Origin of the sequence: Cyclobacterium roseum (assembly GCF_010119225.1) — a bacterium.
Taxonomy (GTDB): domain Bacteria; phylum Bacteroidota; class Bacteroidia; order Cytophagales; family Cyclobacteriaceae; genus Cyclobacterium; species Cyclobacterium roseum.
Genome location: NZ_WNKF01000001.1, coordinates 112,791 through 134,793 on the forward strand (window position 1 = coordinate 112,791; position 22,003 = coordinate 134,793).

Here is a 22,003-nt window from a genome sequence, read left to right on the forward strand (position 1 = left end):
ATGAAAAAACATGAATCCCAGGATTATAATTTTATCCAACAAGAGCTGGAACTTCATGATGCAGCCATGGAATCTACGAGTTGCGGTATCTCTATTTCGGATGCACGCAAACCGGATATGCCGTTGATTTATGTGAACCGGGCATTTTGTGAAATGAGTGGTTATCTGGAAGAAGAAGTTGTGGGCAAGAACTGTCGATTCCTTCAGGGTGAAAATCGTGATCAGAAAGCCAGGTATATTATTCGGGAGGCGCTGGATTCAGGTAACCACTGCCAGGTACTTATAAAAAATTTCCGTAAAGACGGCACTTTTTTCTGGAATGACTTAATCATATCTCCGATTCGCGACAAAGAGGGCCAGCTTACTCATTTTGTTGGCGTTCAAAACGATGTAACAGACCGGGAGGAGGCGCGTAGGGAAACGGCCGCCAAGCAGATTGAGCTGGAAAAGACGCTGGAGAGGCTTAAGGAAACGCAATCAATGCTGATCCATTCGGAGAAGATGAACGCATTAGGGCAGATGGTGGCCGGGGTTGCACACGAAATAAATAATCCCGTGGCTTTTGTTGCAAGCAATATGCATGCGCTCAAACAGATGGCTGAAGACCTGAAAGGTGCTTATGAACAATTAAATACGGCTGTTGATGCCTCTGGCAATGAGGATTTGAAAGCATTGGCCAGGAAACTTAGCCAGGAGGCAGATGTGGACTTTATCTCGGAGGATCTTGATGATTTGATTAATAGTTCAATCGATGGGTTGAAGAGAGTCAAGGGTATAGTTGGGAGCCTGCGAAATTTCTCCCGGCTGGATGAAGCAGAAGAGAAGGTTGCATCAATGAAAGAGTGCATCGAGAGTACGCTGGAGATTGCAGGGTCCGTTGTTAGGAATCGTTTGGTGATCGACTGTCAGCTTAATGATCTCTCCCCGATTAAATGCCGCCCGTCTGAATTGAATCAGGTTTTCCTTAACCTGATCATGAATGCGGCTCAGGCGGTGAAAGAGGATGGCCGCCTCGAAATTAAAGGTTCAGAAACGACAGATGCATTGGTTTTGACCTTTACGGACAATGGTATCGGGATGGATGCGGCTACTCAAGAGAAAATCTTCAATCCTTTTTTTACGACAAAGCCAGTAGGCGAAGGGACGGGTTTGGGACTGTCGATTGCCTACAAGATTATTTCAGATGGCCATAATGGAAAAATCACCGTGGACAGTGAAGTTGGAAAAGGAACCTCCTTCACCATCAGTTTACCTAAAAACGCATGAACTCATGAATGAAAATAGCACTGAAATCGATAAAAATAGTGACAAGGACAACAACTTACTAATCATTGACGATGAACCTTCGATACTCAGTTCATTGAGACGGCAATTTCGTAGAAATTACCAGGTTCATATCGCCCACAATGCAAAGGAGGGTCTGGAATTGATGAAAATACAATCAATTCAGGTCATTATTTCCGACCAGCGGATGCCGGGAATGAACGGTTCAGCGTTTTTTGATGAAGTAAAAAATGACTATCCGGAGGCAACTCGCCTTTTGTTGACTGGATATGCTGATATACAGTCGGTAATTGAAGCCATTAATGAGGGGAACATCTTCCGATATATTACAAAGCCCTGGGATCCCGTTGAGCTTGATACAATCGTTCGCGAAGCCTTCGAGCGACACAATTTAATTGTTCGTAATAAGGAGCTTGTGAACCAATTGCAGGAAGCAAACAAGGATCTCGAGAAGCGGGTCAAAGCACGCACTATTGAACTGACTAAGCTCAACAAGGAGAAGGACCAAATGATAGGTATGGTGGCTCATGATCTCAGAGGGCCCCTTGGAACCATCAAGATGTGCCATGATGTGATTGCCGAAGATTCGACTGATACCGCAACAAGGAAAGAGTTTCTTAAACTTATAGATGAGCTAGCTGAGAAATCACTGCGATTGATTGACGATTTGCTTGATGTTTCTGCAATCGAGACGGGACAGCTTGTTCTTGAGAAAAAAGTAGTGCCTTTAAGAGGATTTCTGGACAAGGTGATACGGTTGAACCGGCGGTCTGCGGAGAAGAAAGACATTCTGCTTGAATTGCAATTCGATGGTCCGGATTCGTGGACCTTCGACCCCCAACGGGTTGAACAGGTTCTGGATAATTTGCTAAGCAATGCAATCAAGTATTCGCACAGGGATACAACGGTGCGATTGGTGGTCGAATTGGAGGAAGGTCAGCTATACTTCCGCGTTTTTGATCAAGGCCAGGGTATTCGCGAGGACGACATGGACAAACTTTTCTCTGCTTTTCAAAAAACGAGTACCTTACCCACCGGATCGGAAAAAAGTAATGGGTTAGGACTTTCTATTTGCAAACGAATCGTAGCGTTGCACGGGGGAATCATTCAGGCGCAGAGCAAATTTGGCGAAGGTTCATGCTTCAGCTTTTATTTGCCCGAAGACAATCGGGCAATCTAATTGTCAAGTTTCATGGATTGCCTCTCACTGCCTTCTCAGCGTTTCGTTGCGGTCTTAGCGTGAAATGGTGTATTGTTTCATTTAAATATCCATTTGTTTATATTGTATTCGACCAGATAAAGAATCTAGATTAACTATTCAAAATGGCATTAACTACTTGATTCCTTGACTGAAATGATTAATTTAGGGAGGGGAAATTTTGGATGAAGGATAGATTTTAATTGAACCCTTAAAATTAAAATATCAATGAACCGCTTTAAGGTCACCCTTTTTATTCTTCTGGTAGCTTTTGCAATCTTTCAATGTCAGCCTACTTCGGGTAAGAAAACGCTAAAAACACTTCCCCCTGAAGTCGTAGCCACCATCGAAAAACGGATAGCGAATGGGGGCACGATAAGCATGGCAATTGCTTTAATTGACTCTGCTGGAATAACCTACCATAATTTTGGTAAAACTTCCAAAGATGGTAAGGCGGTAGATGAGCATACCGTCTATGAAATAGGATCCATTTCCAAAGTATTTACCGGGATCCTGCTGGCCCAACAAGTGCTGGATGGAGACCTTAAACTGGAGGATGAGATCAACAACTTTTTACCGGAGGGTATAAAAGCCGCTGCGATAGGGGAAGAAGAAATTACCTTTGGCCACCTTACGGACCATACCTCTGGATTCCCCTTGATGCCGGAAAATTTTACCCCATCAAATCCTAAAAATCCTTATGCTGACTACACGGTAGATCAGATGTATGCTTTTATTTCAGACTATAAGCCCGGGAGGAGAGCGGGCACAAATTACGAGTATTCCAATTTTGCCCAGGGACTTTTGGGTCACCTGCTGGCCCTGAATAAAAACAATACCTATGAAGCATTGATGGTGCAGACGATTGCCGATCCATTGGAAATGGAGGACACACGAATCGCCTTGACGGATCGAATGAAGAAAAATCTTGCCTTAGGACATAGCGGAGGCACTGTGGTTGAAAATTGGGACATCCCCACGCTTGCCGGGGCAGGAGCGATCAGAAGTTCCACCTCCGATATGGCGACCTTTATTGCTGCCAATTTGGGTTACGTAGAAAGTCCCTTAGAGGAAGCAATGGCCTTATCTCATAAAGTCAGGCACCGCAAAGCGGAAGGTAGGAAAGTGGGCATGGCTTGGAATTATAGAAGTGGTAAGTTTGGAGATGTCATCTGGCACGGTGGGGGTACCGGCGGCTACAGGACATTTGCCGGATTCGTCAAAGAAACCGGTGTTGGTGTGGTTCTTTTTACCAATTCATCCATGGATTCGAGTGATATTGGCTTCCATTTACTCAATCCAAGTTCGCAATTAGTGAACGTGAAGTCCAAGAATCAGGCCGTGGATGTACCGGAATCCATCCTTGAACGGTATGTGGGGGTTTACGAGTTAACGCCTGATTTTATGATCAGCATTTCCAAAGAAGGGAAGCAGTTGTTTGTGCAGGGTACCGATCAGCCACGGTTCGAAATTTTTATGGAAAGCCAAACTAAATTTTACCTGACTGTGGTGGAAGCAAGCATTTCTTTTCAAAGCAAAAACGGTGTGGTAGAAAGCCTGACCCTTTTTCAGGGTGGACAAAAAATGCCTGGCAAGAAGGTAGATTAGTGAATTTCTGTTGTTTTTCAGGTATTTTAATGCGAGTTGTGCGGCTTGATTTGTGGGTCGGTACCCTTATACGTTAAATTGAAACCAATTAAACTTGATATGGCTTTTCCCACTATTTTCGACAAAGAAGTAACAGCGGAGCTGATCCGGCGGATTGACTCCCTGACACCCAGTACCCAGCCGCAATGGGGAAAAATGAGTGTGGCTCAAATGTTGGCGCATTGCAACGTCACCTATGAGATGGCTTATGAAAACAAGCATCCCAAACCCAATTTTTTTATGGGATTGATCCTCAAAGCCTTTGTCAAAAAAATGGTGGTGAACGAAACCCCTTACAAGAAGAATGTTTGGACAGCTCCGGCGTTTATCGTCGCAGATGAGCGGGATTTTGAGGAGGAGAAAGCACGACTGATCCAGTACTTGCACAAAACCGTAGCGTTGGGAGCAGACCATTTTGATGGAAGGGAATCCTTGTCCGTCGGTAAATTGTCCAAAGAAGAATGGAACAATATGTTTTACAAGCACCTGGACCACCACCTGAGGCAATTTGGGGTTTCTAAAGCGTAAAAATTGACCGTTCTAAATGGAATATGCTTGGATCCCATCCCATCCATCCCTGTTGACGTTTTCAACCTGAATTTCACGCAGGTTTTTTTAGAGCCAATTCATTAATGGGAAAATTGGGTAAAAAAAATAAAATGGGGTGTAATCGCACCCCATTTTAATGTAGATAGGAATTCACGGATTATTTTTTCCCTGCTGATCCAGGCTTCGTTAGGACGATATCGTCGTAATAGTAATCCTGGTCGTTTCCAAAATTAGGACTATTGAAGATGAATTCTAAAAATTGAGTACTTGGAGAAAAGACATTGTATCCCCTTTCATCTGCAACGAGTCGATTATTTATTCGCCACTTTAATGCCGAACCGTTTTCTGTTTTATGCAGTTGAGCGTCTATTGTTACCCAACCACCTACTTCAGCGTCAATGCTGAGCTGTTTAGGAAGACCTAGATATACCCATATGGGTTTAGGTTTGCCTTCATCATCTAAAATGTAAACATATACCCTAAATCCGGCTACGCCGTTATCGTTAGCATCGCTGTCCTGGTACTCCAATATCGGATAGGCACTAATGCTTCCGTATGCATTACCTAAAACAGGCCAAACACCAGTTTGTTGAGGAACTCCATCCGATTCCCAGGAAGGGTCGATATAGAAAGAATAGGAAAAAAAGGAATTTGCATCCGTGTTCCAGTAGGTGCCACCGGCATTTTGATATTTTTTTCCCTGATACCCATAAAACCCCGAGGTTGGACCGGTTTCACTGATATTGATACGTAGCATCTCCTCGCCATCAAAGATATCCTGCGTAAAGGAAACGGGTGGGTAACCCAATGACGGATTGTACCTATCGAGCACCCAGCCGGCTGTTCCTGCGGTATTGTCAGCCACATCCGACGGGTCACTGAAATCTAGCGAGAACACCGAATTGGGGCCCGCAATTTTGCTCTCAATTAGAACCAATTTTTCTTGAGTTGGGTCTTCAAACGTAGCCTCGCATGACGCAAACAATACGGCTACAACAGAGAAATAAGTTAGTTTTTTCATAGTACTGGGATTTAATTGTGGTTGGATAAATTAATGGATTTTGGAATCTATTATTTTCATAGGCTTTTTTGATTGAAATGATTGCTTTTACTTGTTTATACCTGGAAATAGTCTACATATACGGTTTGATATGAAATAATCGTAGCCTTTCTGTCTATTTTCCGTTCGATTAATTTCCGCACAACGATTGGATTTCTTTTAGTGCTATCCGGTTCACTCAGACGGCCTGGTAGCTGCCGATCCCTGGTTTGTTCCCGTAGTCAGTCGACCATCACTTTAGATCTGTCGGTTTCGTGATCAAAATGATGAAGACTCCTTAAAGAAATCGACTTGGTATATGTGTTTAACTCTTTTTTGTTTCCCTTGCACCGCAGCGAAATTTCTCGTAAATCTTTGTTCACTACGGTCAAACAGCCTTTGGAAATATTGCACAAATACAATGTATAAGAACAATAATTACTACATAATAAAATAGGTATTTATACTATTTTATTACTTTAAATTACTCTAAAGAGATTTCAGTGTGATTTATATTTGTTTTTTTTATATTAAAACCAAATTAATAATTAAATAAGTAAAATGCAAATTGGTGTTCCATTAATATTCAAAAAGGCCTTATTTATGGTTGTATGAAACGGAACTAAATGTGGGCGTACACTGCTAATTGCAGCTGGAATATGGAAATTCTGTGCGTTAGGTTAGAAAAGCTGGTTGAATGAAAAAAAGTGTAACGGGATTTCGTTTATTTGTAAAATTCGTTAAATCGGCTCTAATTCCGGAATGATTCTATTCCATCGTTTGTAATTTTTGGTTCTTGCGAGTATTATCTTTGGTATACCGGTTTCGTTCCAGTGATTAGAGATAAATGGTAATAAAGGAGGGCGACTTTTTGGTACTAACTTTTGATCCTACACTAGGATCAATCAACGTTGGACTTCGATAAAAAGGAAACTAGAAGTATTATTTCGAAAGTATAGATATCTCGTGCCTTGGTTCGCCGGGGTGTTGGCTTTCCACTTAATGACAGCGTTGTTGTCCTACACCGAAACTTTCCAACCAACACTGCAATCAAGCTATTTTGCTTCTAAAAAGTGCACGTCAGCATGGTCCGGAATTTACATCCCTGACCAAAACGCGTTGTGTTGGCATGGTTAATTAATACTTGAATGGTATACTAAAAGTATATACTTTTGTGATATAAAATTTATTATGAAGAATATATCCCTTAAAATTGACGACCTGGTTTTTCGTGAAACCGAAAAAATACGTGAGCGAATGAAGCAGCCCAGGAATCGTTATATTAATGAAGCAATCGCCTTTTATAATAAATTTCAACGCAAGCAGCTTCTTGAGAAGAAGTTGAAAATTGAATCCAACCTCGTAAAAGCGGATTCGATGGAAATCCTCAAGGATTTTGAAGCCATTGATTATGGCGATTAAGAAATTTGAAATCTGGGTTGCAGACCTGAATCCTCAGATAGGAACTGAACCGGTAAAGAAAATGCCCGTTTTGGTCATTCAAACAAACCTTCTTAATAAAATCCCTCATCCATCTACGGTTGTTTGTCCAATCACAACAAACGTGCGAGAAGATGTGGAGATTTTAAGGGTTCATTTGAATAAGGGTGTTTCAAATCTGAATCAACCCTGTGATATTATGATTGACCAGGTTAGGGCAATAGATAATAGAAGGCTTACCAAAAGGTTAGGTACATTACCAGATGAATTAACGGTTCAGGTTAGGGAAAATATTCGTATTGTCCTTGATCTTGACTAAGATTAACTACGAAGGATTTTACAAAAAATCAGGCCGATCCGGTCCATCATAAGGCGCCGCTCCCACTTTTTCCCCTGAACGTTTATCCACCTCCAACAATTCGGGATCGTTCACTTCCGGGTCCAGGATCAGGCCGTAGTGTCGGCCCATCCAGTAATCCCTGATAAAGCCCACCGGCTCCATGATGCGCTTGCTATTTTGACCGCCATCCAAGACAATGGCCCTTCTGGCACCTCGGGTGACGGCCGCTTCCCGGGGGGAAATGGCTTTTACCCCGCCTTCATAGGAAGTGTAGCCCTCTTCCACAAATAAATCATCCCGGTGGGAATTGCGGTAATTGTGTTCGATAGCGTCCAGGGTCCATTCCCGCAGGTGTTGTACCGCAGCATCCAAATCCGCATCGTTTCCGGTCATGGCAGCGTATGTAAAGTTAAACCAGGGAATCTTCTCCATGCGCTTGATTTCAAAAGTACGCTCCAGGCTTCTCAGGTAGATGGAACGCATTTCGGGATCCTTCTCATAGCGCAGCAAGGTATTGTAGGCTTCAAAGGCCAGGTTGTCATCCCAGGGGGCAATCTGGGAAGGAGGGAAGGTATTTTTTTGCTTGATGGTATTTTCTGCATAGCCCCAGTCTACCAATTGCTGGTATCCCTTCTTGAAGCGTTCTTCCCCGGTCAGGGCATAGGTGGAATAGGAAAAAGCCAATGCTTCCAGCCCATTCACGCCCCGGTCGGACCAGCCATAGGGGCGGAGCAGGTACTCCGGATTCCAGCGCCCCCAGCGGGTGGGTTGCCCATCGGAATCGATCAGCACCCAGTTGTTTTCCATGATGTATCCGGCGATGCGGCGCATGTGTTCTTTGGCCAGTTCTTTTTCTTTGCCTTCGGCTGCCAGATCATGAAACAAGGAAACGCTGTAGAAATGCGCGATGATCTCGTCGCTGGAGGCATCTCCTTTCCAATACCATAAACTGTCTGCCGTGGCATTCCATTTGGCTGGCAGGCCGCCGGAACCCCGTTGCCCCATGGCGCCTTTATCTCCTTTGCGAGACCAGATGGAGCGGGCGATCAGGCCATCAATTGGCGTGATCCGTTCCAGCCACAACATGGCCTGGAAAGCATCCACCGCCTCATTGCGCGCGGCTTCTTCGCCTGTTACGGCGTATTTATAACTCATGGCTGAAAGGTAGGTGGCCGTATGGGCACCGTCGTTATCACTGATTTCACGTACCCATTCGCCTTGGTAATCGCGGATGGTGTGAATAAAGCCCATGCGCTTATGGCCCCAATTTTCCAACCAGTATTCGTAGTGGTCAGCCTTTTTCCTCAGGGTAAACGGTTCGTAGCGGATAATCCCAATGCCGCCTTCCGTGGCCACCAGTACTTCGTTTTCGGCCACGGCTATGTCGTTGACCCGATTGTCCGGCAGCCAGTGATCGGCACCGAAATAATGCCAGTCCTCGTTCAACATCCGTATCGCTCCTCTGGGCGTGCCGATCCATACATCCCGGTCAAACCCTTGTACCAATTGCCGGGTTTCTTCCACAGGAAGCCCATCTTCTCCCTGGATGGATTGCAGGGAAGCACCCCGGAGAACGCCTAATCCCCGGTCCGTGCTGATAAACAGCCTGCTGCCCATGGAAAGCAATTCACCAGTATTTTTGGAGGGTAGATTGCCCCAGTCGATCAGGTGCTCGTTGACTACCTTGCCGGAAAGCTGCACCAGTTGCCCGGGTCGAAGGACATGCAGGGTACCGCTGTAACTGGCAATGGAGGTGATGGGACCCAATTTCACCGGATCGGCCAGTAGCTGGGTGCCGTCTTCCATCAGCATGGTCACGTCACTGGACAGGTAGCCCCCTTTGGGCTCAATATCGGTCAATTTTCCTTGTTCATATACATATATGGCATCCCGGGTGGCCGCATGGACCTTGCCCAGATGCAGGCAGACATCCACAAAGTTGTCATCACTGATTTTTTCCCAGGAATTGTCGGCAAAGCGGTAAAATCCGGAGGAAGCCATCACCCAGGCCGAATGGTCCAATACCTCCAACTTGCTTATTCCCGCCGGACTTCCGGGTACAGGCTGGAGTCCATTCGATTTTAATTCCTGAAGCTTTCCATCCAAAACGGCATAGGAACGGCCAGACAAAATGGCTACCTGTGTGACGGCCGATGGGGTAGTAAGGATTTCACTTTTTTCCTGGAGGAATACCTTATCGGCTACCGGTTCCCAGAGGGTTTGCTGGGCTGCCAGGGGTAAAACAAAGACAGATAAAAGAAGACCAAAAGAATAGAATTTCAGCGATTGAATCATGGAATAAATTTTTGTGATTGGGTCTGCGACGATGCGCTCTATAACCTATACCACTTCTTTCAGAAAAGGGCCATTCGGAAGACCCGAATCCTGATAGACGGTGGCTACCGGTAGGTGAATCAGAACCGGTGCAACTGGATGCAAGAAAGGTAAAATTCAGAAAAAATTACTTAAGGCAGAGTATTCTGATAGGCTTTTGGGGTTTTTCCAAAACGGTTTTTGAACGCTCTGATAAAATACGTGACATTATTGAAGCCAGCCATAAAGCAAACTTCCTGCACCTGTGTCAGGCCTTGCTTCAGATAAGTTGCGGCTAGGCTCAGGCGTTGGTCCAGGATGTATTCCATAGGACTGATGCCCAGCTCTTTCTTAAATGATCGGGAAAAATGGGCTTTGCTCATACAGGCTTTATCACTCAACTGATCCAGGCTAAGGTTTTCCCTGATATTAGCTTTGATAAACTGAACCACATGGGCCATCCGATTGGAGTCAGAGTGGATTCGGTACGTTTTTTCAAGGATGTCCCTGGCTTGGGTTTGTGACAAACGAATCAGCAATTCCTTCAATGCCAGGGAGGCGATCAGGTCCTTCTCCCGGGATCTTTCTTTTACGCCGATGTTGATAAAGCGATTGATTACCCCTGATAAATCACGGGAATTGATTAGATGAAAATAATTTAGGTCCAGGCCCCATTCCTGTTGCCAGATTTTTTCCGGAAATTTTTCATTCAGAAGTTGAAAGGTATTTTCAATCATCTCCCTGGAAATGGACAAAGCGATGCATTGGGTGGGATTGTCCCATTGGGCTTCTGGAAAATCTATTTTCATCAATTCGTGGGGCGGCACGATGACGGACTCCCCTGGCAGGTAATCAAAACCTGGCTTGTCAAACAGGTGCATGACTTTTTTCCCTTTGAGCATGGTCGTCAGTACCAAATCGCCAAAACTGAGGTTGACATCAGAGGCCTTCTGGTGGGTTTCAAAAATATTTAATTCGCAATTATTGAGGGTATAGGTGGTTCTGTTTTCCACCAGGGATTTCAGATCCCGTTCATCCCTCCAGGGAGCGTTGGTTGCTAAGGGTTTAAGTGCCATTTTGCCAGTCAATAATCCAATTAAGATACGGAATTTTGGTGTTTTTTCATAGGCTGTTGGATTTAAAAACGACGGATCGGCTTGGATTGTTATGGCTGAAAGGCTTTTCAGGTGGATAGAATGAGATTTCAGGTGGATTTTTTGAAAAAGTAATTGGTGACATTTGGATAAACTCAAAATAACTATTTTATGTCAACAGAAACAATTTCACAATCAAAGCCTGTAGACAGGCCTAAGGTAAGAGAAAAATACGATCACTTTATCGGTGGGGAGTGGGTCGCTCCCGCATCCGGCGACTATTTTGACAACAGCTCTCCCGTAGATGGCAGCATTTTATCCAGGGCCGCCAGGGGCAACAAGCAGGACATTGACAAGGCATTGGATGCCGCTCACCAGGCTTTCCCCTCCTGGTCCAAAACCTCCCCGGCAGAGCGAAGCAGGGTGCTGAATAAAATCGCTGATGTGGTAGAGGCAAACCTGGAAATGCTGGCCAGGGTAGAGACCATGGACAATGGAAAAGCTCTCCGGGAAACAAGAGCAGCGGATTTGCCCCTGGTGGTAGATCATTTCAGGTATTTTGCCGGTGTAATCCGAGCTGACGAGAGTAGCATTTCCGAGCACGATGAAAATACAGTAAGTATTGCTTTGCACGAGCCCCTGGGAGTAGTGGGTCAAATCATTCCCTGGAATTTCCCTTTGCTAATGGCTACCTGGAAAATCGCTCCGGCCCTGGCAGCCGGCTGTTGTACCGTGGTAAAGCCGGCCGAGCAGACCCCGACCAGCATTATGGTCTTGATGGACCTGATCGGTGAGGTACTGCCTCCGGGCGTATTGAACGTGGTGACCGGTTTCGGTCCGGAAGCCGGAAAACCGCTGGCTACGTCTACCCGTGTGGCCAAGGTGGCCTTTACCGGAGAAACGACCACCGGAAGGCTGATCATGCAATATGCCTCCGAAAACCTCATTCCCGTGACCATGGAATTGGGCGGAAAATCACCTAACATCTTTATGAAATCGGTGGCCGACGCAGACGATGCCTTCTTCGATAAGGCAGTAGAAGGAGCGGTGATGTTTGCCTTGAATCAGGGCGAGGTCTGCACCTGCCCCTCCAGGATTTTGGTACACGAGGACATTTACGATGCATTTATGGAGAAGGTGGTGGAGCGCACCAAAGCCATTAAAATGGGTCATCCCCTGGCAGAAGATACCATGATGGGGGCGCAGGCCTCCAATGATCAGTTTGAGAAAATCCTCTCTTATCTCGATATTGGAAAGCAGGAAGGTGCCGAAGTGTTGTGTGGCGGAGATAAGGCCAGCCTGAATTCTGGCTTGGAAAATGGCTTTTACATACAGCCCACCATATTTAAGGGGCATAACAAAATGCGGGTTTTTCAGGAGGAAATCTTCGGTCCGGTGACCTCGGTGACTACCTTTAAAACTACCGAAGAAGCCATAGAAATTGCCAATGATACCATGTACGGCCTGGGAGCCGGACTGTGGTCCAGGGATGCCCATGAACTTTACCAAATACCTCGGGCTATCAAAGCAGGCCGGGTATGGGTCAACTGCTACCATGCCTATCCGGCACATGCTCCCTTTGGAGGGTATAAAAAGTCCGGTTTCGGAAGGGAAAATCACCTGATGATGCTGGACCATTACCGGCAGACCAAAAACATGCTCATCTCATATGATAAAAATAAGTTGGGTTTCTTTTAATTCCTGATACAAGGGCCGCTCCTTATGGGGGCGGTCATTGTTTTTCAAATTCCCAAATTAACCAAACCATAAAAATGAAAGCCAAGGTTCCACGTGTTCTGGTCACAGAAAAAGCCAAAGAAGTAATTGATCAATTGAGAAACCAGTATGGTTCGGATTTGATGTTTCATCAAAGTGGCGGTTGCTGTGATGGTTCAGCTCCCATGTGTTTCGAGAAAGGAGATTTTAAAGTAGGTTCTCAGGATGTTTGGATGGGCAAGGTGCACGGATGCGATTTTTTTATGAATGCAGATCAGTTTGAATACTGGAAACACACCCAGTTGACATTGGATATTACTCCGGGAAGGGGAAGTAGCTTTTCCTTGGAAATTCCTTTGGGAATTCGATTTTTGATCCGCTCCCGGCTGTTTACTGAAGAAGAGCTGCCCCATTTACTGCCGGTGAAAACAGGAGAAGAACTGATGGAAGAAGGTTCGATTTAGTTGTCGTGCCCTCCGGATTCGTTCAGTGCATTGGACAAATAATAGGTGCCCGCCACCACCACACTATCTTTAAATAGGGCTTCGTCTGGGTTCATGATGGCGGTGTAGCCCATGGCTTCGATTCCGGTTCGGACCTGCTTTCTTTGATATACTTTCCCTTCCTGCTTGCTATCCTGTAATACAAAAAGAAAAGTTTCGCTTCCTTCATGGACAATAGACCCGGAAGGTACCGTCCATACAGAGTCCTGGTTCACTACAATATAGCTATTGATATACATTCCCGGCAGGAAGGAATCATTTTCAGTATCCAAGTGCGCATGCACCTGTACAAAACGGCCTTTGGGATCTATGGTGTTTCCTTTTCGGTAAACGTGTCCGTAAAACAATTGCTCTTTAAAATCAGGTAAGGTAAAGGTCACCGCCTGGCCCTCCATCACCCTGGGAATATCCTGTTCCAATACTTTCATCTCCACATGCAGGTGTTCACTGTTGATCACCTCCATCAACACCTCATGCGGCGCACTGTGCTGCCCGACAGATGTTTGCAAAGCGGAAATTTTACCCGAAATCGGGCTTTTTAAAAGCACTTTTGACTGCAGGGTACCCTGTTCCAGGGAAGAAATATCCGCTCCCATCAGTTTCAGGTTGTTTTGCAGGGCGGATTTTTTGGACCTGGCTGCCTGAAATGCCGCCCGGGCTTCTTCTAGTTCTTTTTGGGAAGAGATGTTATCCTCCCGCAAGCTTTGTTTTCGTTCAAAGTCGCTTTCCAGGCTGGCGAGGCTGCTGAGGGTTTCCAGGTATTCCTGCTGCATGGATACAAATTCAGGGCTGGAAGCAGTGATTACTACCTGGCCTTTGTTCACCGGATCGCCTACGATAAAGTGGATCTTTTCGACAAAGACCGTGGTAAAGGAGTTGATGGTGGCTTTGTACTGGGGAGGGGAGTCAATGAATCCGGGTGCTTTCACCAGGTTGGTCAGGGGTTGTTTGATAAAGGTTCCACGACGTATTCCCGTAATCACCTCTTGTTCCGGTGTCAACTCTACCGTTGCTTCCCTGTGTTCCATGGATTCCTCGTTTCTTTCCGTGGTACGTGTATCCTCCTTGCAAGCCATCAATCCGCTCAAAAGTAGTAATAGGAGGAAAAGATTCGATAGTTTGATATTCAGCTCTCCGGCTGGCGTTCTCGTTTTACTCAATATCATGGCAGGTTAAAATAGTGAATGTCAATAAGGGTTTGATGGTATTCGTTCAAGAGATCCAGGTGATCCATTTGGATTTCGCTGGCATATTCCAGGCTGCGGATGTACTCCAGGTAATCAATTTCCCCCTGGTTAAAACTTCTATTTGCCGTGTTGATGATTTCTTCCGCCATCGGTAGCCCCTCCTGGTTATAGTAATCCAACTCTTTGAGGTGCATTTCCAGCCTGGTTTTTTCCTGATTTATGGCCGATTCCCAGCGCACACCTAAATCATTGATCTTGTTTTGGGATTGGTAGACGGACAGGCGCGCGGATTGCACCCTTGCCCGGGAGGGTCCAAACCAAAGGGGAACCTGTATGCCGGCCTGGTAACCGAAAAAACCACTGACACCATCAATTTTCTGGAACATGTATTGTACATAGAATCCGGGAAGCAGTTTGTTTTGCATCTGATTCTTTTCCGCTTCAAAACGTTCTTTTTGATGCATCAAATAGCCGTAGGAAGGATGATTTTCCAGGTCGGGGAATTCAGCGAAAGCCATGGTCAGTGGAGGGCTCTTGAGCAGTAATGTATCCGGGGACTGTACTACTTCCTGAATTTGCCGGTAAACAATTTGGATTTCCTGTTCCAGTTGAGAATAAGCCATACGGACTTTTTCAGACCGGGCTCTTGCCATGACCATGGCCAGCCGGTTGGTCGTGCCGGCGGCATACCGCTTTTCGGAGGCCCTATACAATTCCTGATACAGGGAATCAAATCCGGCATATTGTTCTTTCTTTTTGACCAGGTAATCCATTTGGTAACAAGCTTTATACAGTTGCTTTTTCAGGTTTAGGGTCTTGATGTCATAAAGATCCTCTGTGATCAGGCTTTCCTTTTCCAGTACCTTTTTTCGGGAAACATAGACTCCTGGAAAATCAATGTACTGTTGGAATCCGAAAGAATTTACTCCATCTCCCTCCAGGTTTCTTTGGTTTTCCTCCGTGCCGATAAAGAATAGGGATGGGGCAATGTCCCAGGCAGTTTTGGTCTGGACCTGACTGTTTTCCAATGATATTCTGGCGGCAGCCAATTCAAAATTATTTTCCAGTGCCATGGACCAGGCCGCTTCCGGATCTACAGGGCCCTCCTGGGCCGGACTCAAAAAAGGTACCCCTATCAGCAAAAGCAGCAAGAAGGCGGTTTTATGCCGGCCAAGGCCCTTTGTTTTCCTTGATTTGACCACATAATACACCACCGGCAATACTATTAATGTGAGAAAAAACGCTGTTATCAGCCCACCTATTACTACCGTGGCGATGGGCCGTTGTACCTCCGCTCCTGCAGAAGTGGATAGCGCCATGGGAATAAAGCCCAGGATATCGGTGGATGCAGTCAATAGCACCGGCCGCAGACGGTTTTTACAGCCCTTCAGGATTCTCTTGCGTATATCGGTTTCTCCGCTATTTTCCAGGTCATTGAGGTAACTGATCAGCACGATGCCGTTGAGCACGGCGATGCCAAACAAGGCAATAAAACCGATACCTGCGGAAATACTAAAGGGCATGCCCCTTATCCATAGCGCCACAATGCCGCCGATTACCGCCAGAGGGATGGACAAGAAAACCATGATCGTCTCAGAAACAGAATGAAAGGTAAAGTAAAGCATAATGGCAATCAACAACAAGGCAAGCGGTACCACCTTGATCAGGCGGTCCCGGGCCTGGTTCAGGTTTTCAAACTGTCCCCCATAGGCGATGGAATAGCCCGTGGGCAAATCCAACTCAGCTTCCAGCAATGCCTGCACATCGGTGACAATGGATTCCACATCTCTTTCGCTGGCATTTAAACTCAAAACAATCCTTCTTTTGGTGTCGTCCCGGGATATTTGTGCCGGCCCCGACTGAAAGCTGATGTCAGCCACTTGTTTCAATAATATTTTTTCCCCGTTTTCCAGGGGCAGACTTAACTCGTTTACCACCTCGGTGCTTACTGTCTCCCTATCCAGGCGCAGGGCCAGGTCAAAGCGGCGTTCGTTTTCAAAAATGGTACCTACACTACTGCCGGCAAAGGCGGTACGGATTACCTGATTCACATCGGCAATGCTGAGGCCATAAAGGGCCAGTTTTTCCCGGTCGTAGCGGATGGAAATCTGCGGCAGTCCTACCAATTGTTCTACTTTGATATTGTCGATCCCTTCCACATCCCTTATAATGTCAGCGGCCTCCAGGCCGTAGCGGTACAGCGTTTCCAGGTTTTCCCCAAAGATCTTGATGGCCAGGTCGGATTGAACCCCCGTGAGCAGTTCGTTGAAGCGCATCTCAATAGGCTGGGTAAACTGGTAGGTGATGCCCGGTAAAACAGAGAGCTCCTCCGTCATAAGGTTTGCCAGTGCCGCTTTGGAATCCACCCTTTGCCAATTGTCCGGGTCCTTTAGCTTGATGATGATATCCGACATCTCCATGGACATGGGGTCCGTGGGGATCTCCGCTGCCCCGATTCTACTGACGACTTGTTCCACCTCATCGGGAAATTTCTCCAGCAGAATGGACTCGATTTTGGTGGTGATTTCGATGGTCTGGGCCAGGGAAGTTCCCGGCTTCAATACCGGCTGGATCACGTAATCGCCCTCGTCCAGCGTGGGCAAAAATTCTCCACCCAGCCGGGAGAATATAAACAGGCTGATTCCAAACGCGATCAGGGCCGTAATCAAAACAAGCTTCGAATGCTTTAGGGCACGGATCAATACCGGCTCGTACCAACCGTGCACGGTTCGGATGATCCGGGCAGAAACCGTCTTGTTTTCGTTTTTGGATGGCCGGACAAAAAGGGCCGCCATGACCGGTACGTAGGTCAGGCAGAGAATCATGGCTCCTGCCAGAATAAACATAAAGGTCAATGCCATGGGTTGAAACATTTTTCCTTCTACCCCGGTAAAGCTCAGGATGGGAATGAAAACAATCAAAATGATGATCTGACCAAAAATGGCGGCGTTCATCATTCGGTTGGAACTCTCAATGACCAGTTTGTCTACTTCTTCTTTTTGGGCATTCCCTTTCAAGCCGGGAAATTTTTTGCTCATTTGGTAGACCACATACTCGACCACCACTACTGCTCCGTCTATCAAAATCCCGAAATCAATGGCACCCAGACTCAGCAGGTTGGCATCTACCCGAAAAAGACTCATCAGCGAAATGCCAAAAAGCAAGGAAAGGGGGATGACGGAAGCTACCAGTAATCCGCTGCGAAAATTTCCCATCAGGATGACCAGAATGAAGATGACAAACAAGGCGCCCAGGATAAGGTTTTCCTGTATGGTGGAGGTGGTCTTGTCGATCAGCATGGAACGGTCCAGAAATCCATTGATGTACACCCCTTCCGGAAGTATTTTTTCTATTTCAGCTATGCGCTCTTTGACGCTTTTGATCACCGCATAGGAATTTTCCCCTTTCAGCATCATGACCTGTCCCAGCACTTTTTCCCCTTCTCCGTTACCCGTAATGGCCCCAAAACGGGTGGCGTATCCAAAGCGCACGGCTGCCAGGTCACCTATGGTCAGGGGCACCCCGCCCCGGTTGGCCACGACAATTTTCCGAATATCCTCCAGGGATTGGATCATGCCCTCGCCTCGAATAAAATAGTTGGTCTGGTTTTTTTCCAGATAGGCCCCACCGGCATTTTCATTGTTGTCCTCCAGGGCTTTTAGAACTTCCAGAAGGGAAATGTCCATGCTTCGGAGCTTCTCAGGCTGCATGGCCACTTCGTATTGTTTCAGGTAACCCCCCCAGGTATTGATCTCCACCACGCCTTTGATGCCGGTGAGCTGCCGCTTTATCAGCCAATCCTGGATTTCCCGCAGGTCCATCACCGAATAGCGGTCTTCGTAGCCCGGGCGCGTTTCCAGGGTGTATTGGTAGATTTCCCCCAGGCCGGTGGAAATGGGTGCCATTTCCGGACTGCCAAAATGTGCCGGAATGTCCTTGCTTGCCTGCGCCAGTTTTTCTCCAATCAATTGCCGGGGCAGGTAAGTGCCCATGCCTTCCTCAAAGACCACCGTGATGGTGGACAGCCCGTATTTGGAGACCGAGCGGATTTCTTCCACCCCGGGTAAATTGGCTACCGAAAGTTCTATGGGAAAAGTGATAAATTGTTCCACCTCCTCTGTGGCCAGGTTCCGCGCTACCGTAATGATTTGTACCTGATTGCTGGTAATGTCCGGGACAGACCCAATGGACAAGCGCTGGAAGGAAAAAAGTCCCCATATCACCAGGCCCAGTACCGCTAAAAGAACAATAAACTTATTTTTTACGCTGAAAGCGATTATCCGGTGAATCATTTACAAAATTATTTGCTGCAAGTTAAAAATAGTTTATTGTAATTTAACGAGTTATAGACATGATAGAAGTCATTGTTCATAGACTATTTGCCCATCCATTACGGTCAGGGAGACTTTTGTCTGCAGGATTTCAGTCTCTGGAATTTCCATGATATTTCGGTCAAAGATCGTGAAATCTGCCACTTTCCCTACTTCCAGGCTGCCTTTCATGCTTTCTTCAAAGGCTCCATAAGCCGCATCCAGGGTGTAACTTCTCAATGCCTGTTCCCGGGTCATTTTTTGATCCGCCTCGTAGCCTTCCTCTGGGCTTCCTTCCAGGGTTTTGCGGGTCACGCTGGCGTAAAAATTAGCCAGGGGATTGATGGGTTCTACGGGTACATCGGTACCGTTGATGATGGGAACGCCGGATTGGAGTAGGGCTTGCCACATGTAAGCTCCTTCCTTGATCCGCTGCGCTCCCAGTCGCTCAATGGCCCAGGGCCGGTCTGAGGAGAGGTGAATGGCCTGCATGGCCGGAAGCACCCCCAGGGCTGCAAAGCGGGGAATGTCCTCCGGATGCAGGTGCTGGGCATGTTCAATGCGAAAGCGGTGCTCATTGCGTTTATGGGGAAACTCCTCCAGGGCGGCCTGGTACCGGTCCAGTACTTCTTTATTGGCCCGGTCTCCAATGGCATGGGTGCAGAGTTGAAACCCTTTTTCCAGGGCCATTTTTGAAACTTCATAGACGTATTCCATGGGAAGGGTTTCGTGGCCGAAATGACCAGGTCTGTCGCTGTATTCCTCCAGTAACCAGGCTCCACGAGAACCAAGGGCTCCATCGCAACTCAACTTTATCGAACGGAAGGTAAGCAGGCTGTCCACTTCAGGACCTTTTTCCAGCCATTCGTCCAGGAATTCCCGGTTTCCTCCTGCGATCATGGCGTACATGCGGAGTTTCATTTTCCCCTCGCGTTTCATTTGTTGGTATAAGTCTACCGTTTTTGAACCGATTCCCGCATCGTGAAATCCCGTGATGCCATTCCGATGGCAAGCAGCCATCGCCAATTCGAATGCCTGTCGGTCCTTTTCCGGGCTATTTGCAGGAATGTGGCGGGTAATCAAACCCATGGCCGTTTCGTTGAAAATACCGGTGGGGTTTTCGTTCTCATCCCGGATTATTTCCCCTCCTTCCTGGTGGTTGGGATCCCTTAATTGTTCTTTTCCGAGGGGATTTAAGCCCGCAATTTCCATGGCCCGGGCATTGGCGAAGCCGGCATGACCGCTCGCATGGTACAAAAAGACCGGGTTATCCGGAGATACCTCGCTAATGGCCTGGTGTAAGGGGAAGCCATTAATTTGTTTTCCCGGCGATTCAGTCCATTTGCTCTGGTGCCAGCCACGACCGGTAATCCACTCGCCCGCAGGCGTCCGATCAGCGGCCTCCTTTACCATAGCGACGATTTCCCGAAAGCTTTTGGTAGCGGATAAATCCAGGTTCAGTTCGTTGTAGCCCAGGCCCATAAAATGCCCGTGTCCTTCAATCCAACCCGGTGTCAAGGTTTTTCCTTCCAGGTCAATCACTTCCGTTTCAGAACCGATAAAAGGTTTTACCCCTTCCTGATCTCCTACATAAATAATTTTATTTCCCTGTATGGCCATGGCCTCGGCGGTGGGGTAGTCTTCGTTTACCGTGTAAAGGATGCCGCCGGTAAATACCCGGGTGGCGGTTTCCGGGGATTCGGAACAAGCGCCCAGCAAAAGGATGGCCGGTAATACAAGCAATGCACAAAGTTTGGTTGTCATAAGTGAATTAATAATAATGGTTGATGATGCTTAAGGGTAGCATTAAAAGCCATACTCCCTTTCTACTTTGCAAATCCGTATTTTGTAGTTTTGGTACCATTTTTCCTTACCGAGCTGTTGGGCGAGTAGGTGTCGGGTTTCGTTTTTCCAGGCAGCAATGGCCTCCAGACTTTCCCAGTAGCTGACCGTTATTCCCAAGTTCTCTCTTGCGGATTCATGACCGAGATAGCCGGGCTGAATTTTTACCAATGCCTCCATTTTCCGGGCCATTTGGGCATAATCTTCCCCGGCGTCCGGATTTTTGATGCTGGTAAATATCACGGCATAGTAAGGAGCGGTGGGGGTGTCACTGATCATGGGTAGTTTGCCTTGTTATAGAAAAGATTGAAAACGTTACATTAAATATATTAAGAATTACTTTATGAGACAGGGCCAGCTTCCAATTTAGAATCAATTTGGAGTAAGACCCTCTTCCTTACATAAGCGGCAATTAATGCCCTGATGTACCCTTTATGCTGTCCGAAAAGGTTTTGAATTTGTCCGATTTTGAACAGGTCTTAGCGGTGTTTCGAAGGTTTTCCCGGAAATTTCAGCGATTGGGGGTATTTTCGTAATTGGCATCAGATTGGATTTATCTTTTTGATAGAAACAAAAATTTGCAACATCACCAAATGAAAACAATACAAGGTAAACAGGAAAAGAAAATCTGGAATTTTAGTTTTCCTTCCAAGAAAAAATTAAATGGTAGCGGATTGCTGGTACTCGGCATGCTGTTTTTTACCTCCTGCCTGGATCCGCAATTGGAAACCGTGGCGGATATCGAGGAACGTTTTGTGGGCATTAGTTCTATTGAAGTGGATGCCGGCTTTCTTCCAGCGGAGTACCTCGGATCTCCTGATTTGGAGGAAGTATCCCTGGATGCCTTACTTCGATCCAATGTGGATGGGGGAAAGACAATTGCCTACAGGGTGGTAGGTGAAAAACTCATCGTCAGCCTGGATCAAAATGGCCTGAGAATGGGCCGGTCCGAGGGACACATCAGGCTTACGGGTCCGACCCACATGTCCTTGCAGATGCATGCCGGTTCCGGTACGATCCATGCCGAAAATGTGGTGGGAGATAGAATTGATTTGGAAGTGAATTCCGGCCGGGTCAGTGCCAATAATCTTGATGCTTTGGAAGTGTACCTTACAGCAAGCTCAGGTGAGGTTGTAGGTGAAAACATCGCAGGAAACACGATAGCATCCGTTTCATCTGGGAAACTGAGCCTGGAACAAATCGAGGGAGACCTGGATGCAGAAACATCCAGCGGAAATATGGCATTCATGGCTATCAACGGTTTATTGGATGTTAAGTTGAGTTCCGGAAAAATCGTCATGGATCAGGTACAGGCTTTGGGAAGGGTAAGCCTAAGTTCCGGCCAAGTGACAGGTAGCAACGTTGGGTTAAGCGAACACACCTCCTTTAAAGCCTCCTCTGGTAATATTTCCATACAGACCAACAGTAATTTGGCTGCTTTCAATTACGAAATCCATACCGGAAGCGGAAGGGCCAGAATTGGGGGAAGTGAATAATCAGGATCCCTGGTAATTATGAATGGATCCCCGCATACCATTAAA

General features: G+C 46.7%; 16 protein-coding genes. 9 read left to right on the forward strand and 7 right to left on the reverse strand.

The features are described 5' to 3' along the window. The 4 genes from GJQ68_RS00395 (at position 1) to GJQ68_RS00410 (ending at position 4,657) form a co-directional block, all read left to right on the forward strand. Positions 1–1,266: a PAS domain-containing sensor histidine kinase gene (locus GJQ68_RS00395; RefSeq protein WP_162415338.1), complete on the forward strand. Its 1,266-nt coding sequence runs from the start codon at positions 1–3 to the stop codon at positions 1,264–1,266. A gap of 4 nt (positions 1,267–1,270) precedes the next feature. After that, entirely contained in the window at positions 1,271–2,464 is a 1,194-nt protein-coding gene (locus GJQ68_RS00400; RefSeq protein ID WP_162415339.1) for a hybrid sensor histidine kinase/response regulator, read from the forward strand. 246 nt (positions 2,465–2,710) lie between these two features. Beyond that, positions 2,711–4,090, forward strand: a complete 1,380-nt coding sequence (locus tag GJQ68_RS00405) for a serine hydrolase (RefSeq protein ID WP_162415340.1) — start codon at positions 2,711–2,713, stop codon at positions 4,088–4,090. Positions 4,091–4,189: 99 nt separating this feature from the next. Then, on the forward strand, positions 4,190–4,657 hold the full coding sequence (locus GJQ68_RS00410; RefSeq protein ID WP_162415341.1) for a DUF1569 domain-containing protein: 468 nt from the start codon (positions 4,190–4,192) through the stop codon (positions 4,655–4,657). Positions 4,658–4,835: 178 nt separating this feature from the next. Here the strand turns inward: GJQ68_RS00410 and GJQ68_RS00415 are convergent, their stop codons facing one another. Continuing rightward, on the reverse strand, positions 4,836–5,699 hold the full coding sequence (locus GJQ68_RS00415; protein WP_202927849.1) for a hypothetical protein: 864 nt from the start codon (positions 5,697–5,699) through the stop codon (positions 4,836–4,838). A 1,209-nt stretch (positions 5,700–6,908) separates the two neighbouring features. On the opposite strand from GJQ68_RS00415, the gene GJQ68_RS00420 reads away from it, so the two are divergent. Next, a complete protein-coding gene (locus GJQ68_RS00420; RefSeq protein ID WP_162415342.1) occupies positions 6,909–7,139 on the forward strand; it encodes a hypothetical protein in 231 nt (76 codons plus the stop codon). After that, positions 7,129–7,476, forward strand: a complete 348-nt coding sequence (locus GJQ68_RS00425) for a type II toxin-antitoxin system PemK/MazF family toxin (protein ID WP_162415343.1) — start codon at positions 7,129–7,131, stop codon at positions 7,474–7,476. The genes GJQ68_RS00420 and GJQ68_RS00425 overlap by 11 nt, the downstream gene beginning before the upstream one ends. Before the next feature lie 18 nt (positions 7,477–7,494). Here GJQ68_RS00425 and GJQ68_RS00430 read toward each other — a convergent pair whose 3' ends face one another. After that, on the reverse strand, positions 7,495–9,792 hold the full coding sequence (locus tag GJQ68_RS00430) for a hypothetical protein (RefSeq protein WP_162415344.1): 2,298 nt from the start codon (positions 9,790–9,792) through the stop codon (positions 7,495–7,497). Positions 9,793–9,962: 170 nt separating this feature from the next. After that, a complete protein-coding gene (locus tag GJQ68_RS00435) occupies positions 9,963–10,886 on the reverse strand; it encodes an AraC family transcriptional regulator (protein WP_162415345.1) in 924 nt (307 codons plus the stop codon). A gap of 189 nt (positions 10,887–11,075) precedes the next feature. On the opposite strand from GJQ68_RS00435, the gene GJQ68_RS00440 reads away from it, so the two are divergent. Further along, positions 11,076–12,602 carry an aldehyde dehydrogenase family protein gene (locus GJQ68_RS00440; RefSeq protein WP_162415346.1) on the forward strand — a complete coding sequence of 509 codons (1,527 nt, stop codon included), beginning with the start codon at positions 11,076–11,078 and terminating at the stop codon, positions 12,600–12,602. A 74-nt stretch (positions 12,603–12,676) separates the two neighbouring features. After that, positions 12,677–13,084, forward strand: coding sequence for a DUF779 domain-containing protein (locus tag GJQ68_RS00445; protein ID WP_162415347.1), 408 nt, complete (start codon positions 12,677–12,679; stop codon positions 13,082–13,084). Here the strand turns inward: GJQ68_RS00445 and GJQ68_RS00450 are convergent. The 4 genes from GJQ68_RS00450 to GJQ68_RS00465 all read right to left on the reverse strand — a co-directional run bounded on the left by GJQ68_RS00450 (position 13,081) and on the right by GJQ68_RS00465 (position 20,741). Continuing rightward, complete coding sequence (locus GJQ68_RS00450; RefSeq protein ID WP_162415348.1) at positions 13,081–14,283, reverse strand: efflux RND transporter periplasmic adaptor subunit; 1,203 nt, start codon at positions 14,281–14,283, stop codon at positions 13,081–13,083. The genes GJQ68_RS00445 and GJQ68_RS00450 overlap by 4 nt on opposite strands. Before the next feature lie 2 nt (positions 14,284–14,285). Next, the gene (locus tag GJQ68_RS00455) at positions 14,286–18,602 is read right to left on the reverse strand and encodes a CusA/CzcA family heavy metal efflux RND transporter (RefSeq protein ID WP_162415349.1); all 4,317 of its coding nucleotides are present in this window, start codon (positions 18,600–18,602) and stop codon (positions 14,286–14,288) included. 69 nt (positions 18,603–18,671) lie between these two features. Next, positions 18,672–20,384: an amidohydrolase gene (locus GJQ68_RS00460; RefSeq protein ID WP_162415350.1), complete on the reverse strand. Its 1,713-nt coding sequence runs from the start codon at positions 20,382–20,384 to the stop codon at positions 18,672–18,674. A 42-nt stretch (positions 20,385–20,426) separates the two neighbouring features. Continuing rightward, on the reverse strand, positions 20,427–20,741 hold the full coding sequence (locus tag GJQ68_RS00465) for an antibiotic biosynthesis monooxygenase family protein (RefSeq protein ID WP_162415351.1): 315 nt from the start codon (positions 20,739–20,741) through the stop codon (positions 20,427–20,429). Between the two features lie 314 nt (positions 20,742–21,055). Here GJQ68_RS00465 and GJQ68_RS00470 point away from each other — a divergent pair, with 314 nt between their 5' ends. Then, the gene (locus GJQ68_RS00470; protein ID WP_162415352.1) at positions 21,056–21,958 is read left to right on the forward strand and encodes a DUF4097 family beta strand repeat-containing protein; all 903 of its coding nucleotides are present in this window, start codon (positions 21,056–21,058) and stop codon (positions 21,956–21,958) included. Positions 21,959–22,003 lie beyond the last annotated feature (45 nt).

Excerpts from the sequence above, each read along its gene's own strand:
- GJQ68_RS00395 (WP_162415338.1), top strand. The coding sequence starts at position 1 with ATGAAAAAACATGAATCCCAGGATTATAATTTTATCCAACAAGAGCTG.
- GJQ68_RS00400 (WP_162415339.1), top strand. The coding sequence starts at position 1,271 with ATGAATGAAAATAGCACTGAAATCGATAAAAATAGTGACAAGGACAAC.
- GJQ68_RS00405 (WP_162415340.1), top strand. The coding sequence starts at position 2,711 with ATGAACCGCTTTAAGGTCACCCTTTTTATTCTTCTGGTAGCTTTTGCA.
- GJQ68_RS00410 (WP_162415341.1), top strand. The coding sequence starts at position 4,190 with ATGGCTTTTCCCACTATTTTCGACAAAGAAGTAACAGCGGAGCTGATC.
- GJQ68_RS00415 (WP_202927849.1), bottom strand. The coding sequence starts at position 5,699 with ATGAAAAAACTAACTTATTTCTCTGTTGTAGCCGTATTGTTTGCGTCA.
- GJQ68_RS00420 (WP_162415342.1), top strand. The coding sequence starts at position 6,909 with ATGAAGAATATATCCCTTAAAATTGACGACCTGGTTTTTCGTGAAACC.
- GJQ68_RS00425 (WP_162415343.1), top strand. The coding sequence starts at position 7,129 with ATGGCGATTAAGAAATTTGAAATCTGGGTTGCAGACCTGAATCCTCAG.
- GJQ68_RS00430 (WP_162415344.1), bottom strand. The coding sequence starts at position 9,792 with ATGATTCAATCGCTGAAATTCTATTCTTTTGGTCTTCTTTTATCTGTC.
- GJQ68_RS00435 (WP_162415345.1), bottom strand. The coding sequence starts at position 10,886 with ATGGCACTTAAACCCTTAGCAACCAACGCTCCCTGGAGGGATGAACGG.
- GJQ68_RS00440 (WP_162415346.1), top strand. The coding sequence starts at position 11,076 with ATGTCAACAGAAACAATTTCACAATCAAAGCCTGTAGACAGGCCTAAG.
- GJQ68_RS00445 (WP_162415347.1), top strand. The coding sequence starts at position 12,677 with ATGAAAGCCAAGGTTCCACGTGTTCTGGTCACAGAAAAAGCCAAAGAA.
- GJQ68_RS00455 (WP_162415349.1), bottom strand. The coding sequence starts at position 18,602 with ATGATTCACCGGATAATCGCTTTCAGCGTAAAAAATAAGTTTATTGTT.
- GJQ68_RS00460 (WP_162415350.1), bottom strand. The coding sequence starts at position 20,384 with ATGACAACCAAACTTTGTGCATTGCTTGTATTACCGGCCATCCTTTTG.
- GJQ68_RS00465 (WP_162415351.1), bottom strand. The coding sequence starts at position 20,741 with ATGATCAGTGACACCCCCACCGCTCCTTACTATGCCGTGATATTTACC.
- GJQ68_RS00470 (WP_162415352.1), top strand. The coding sequence starts at position 21,056 with ATGAAAACAATACAAGGTAAACAGGAAAAGAAAATCTGGAATTTTAGT.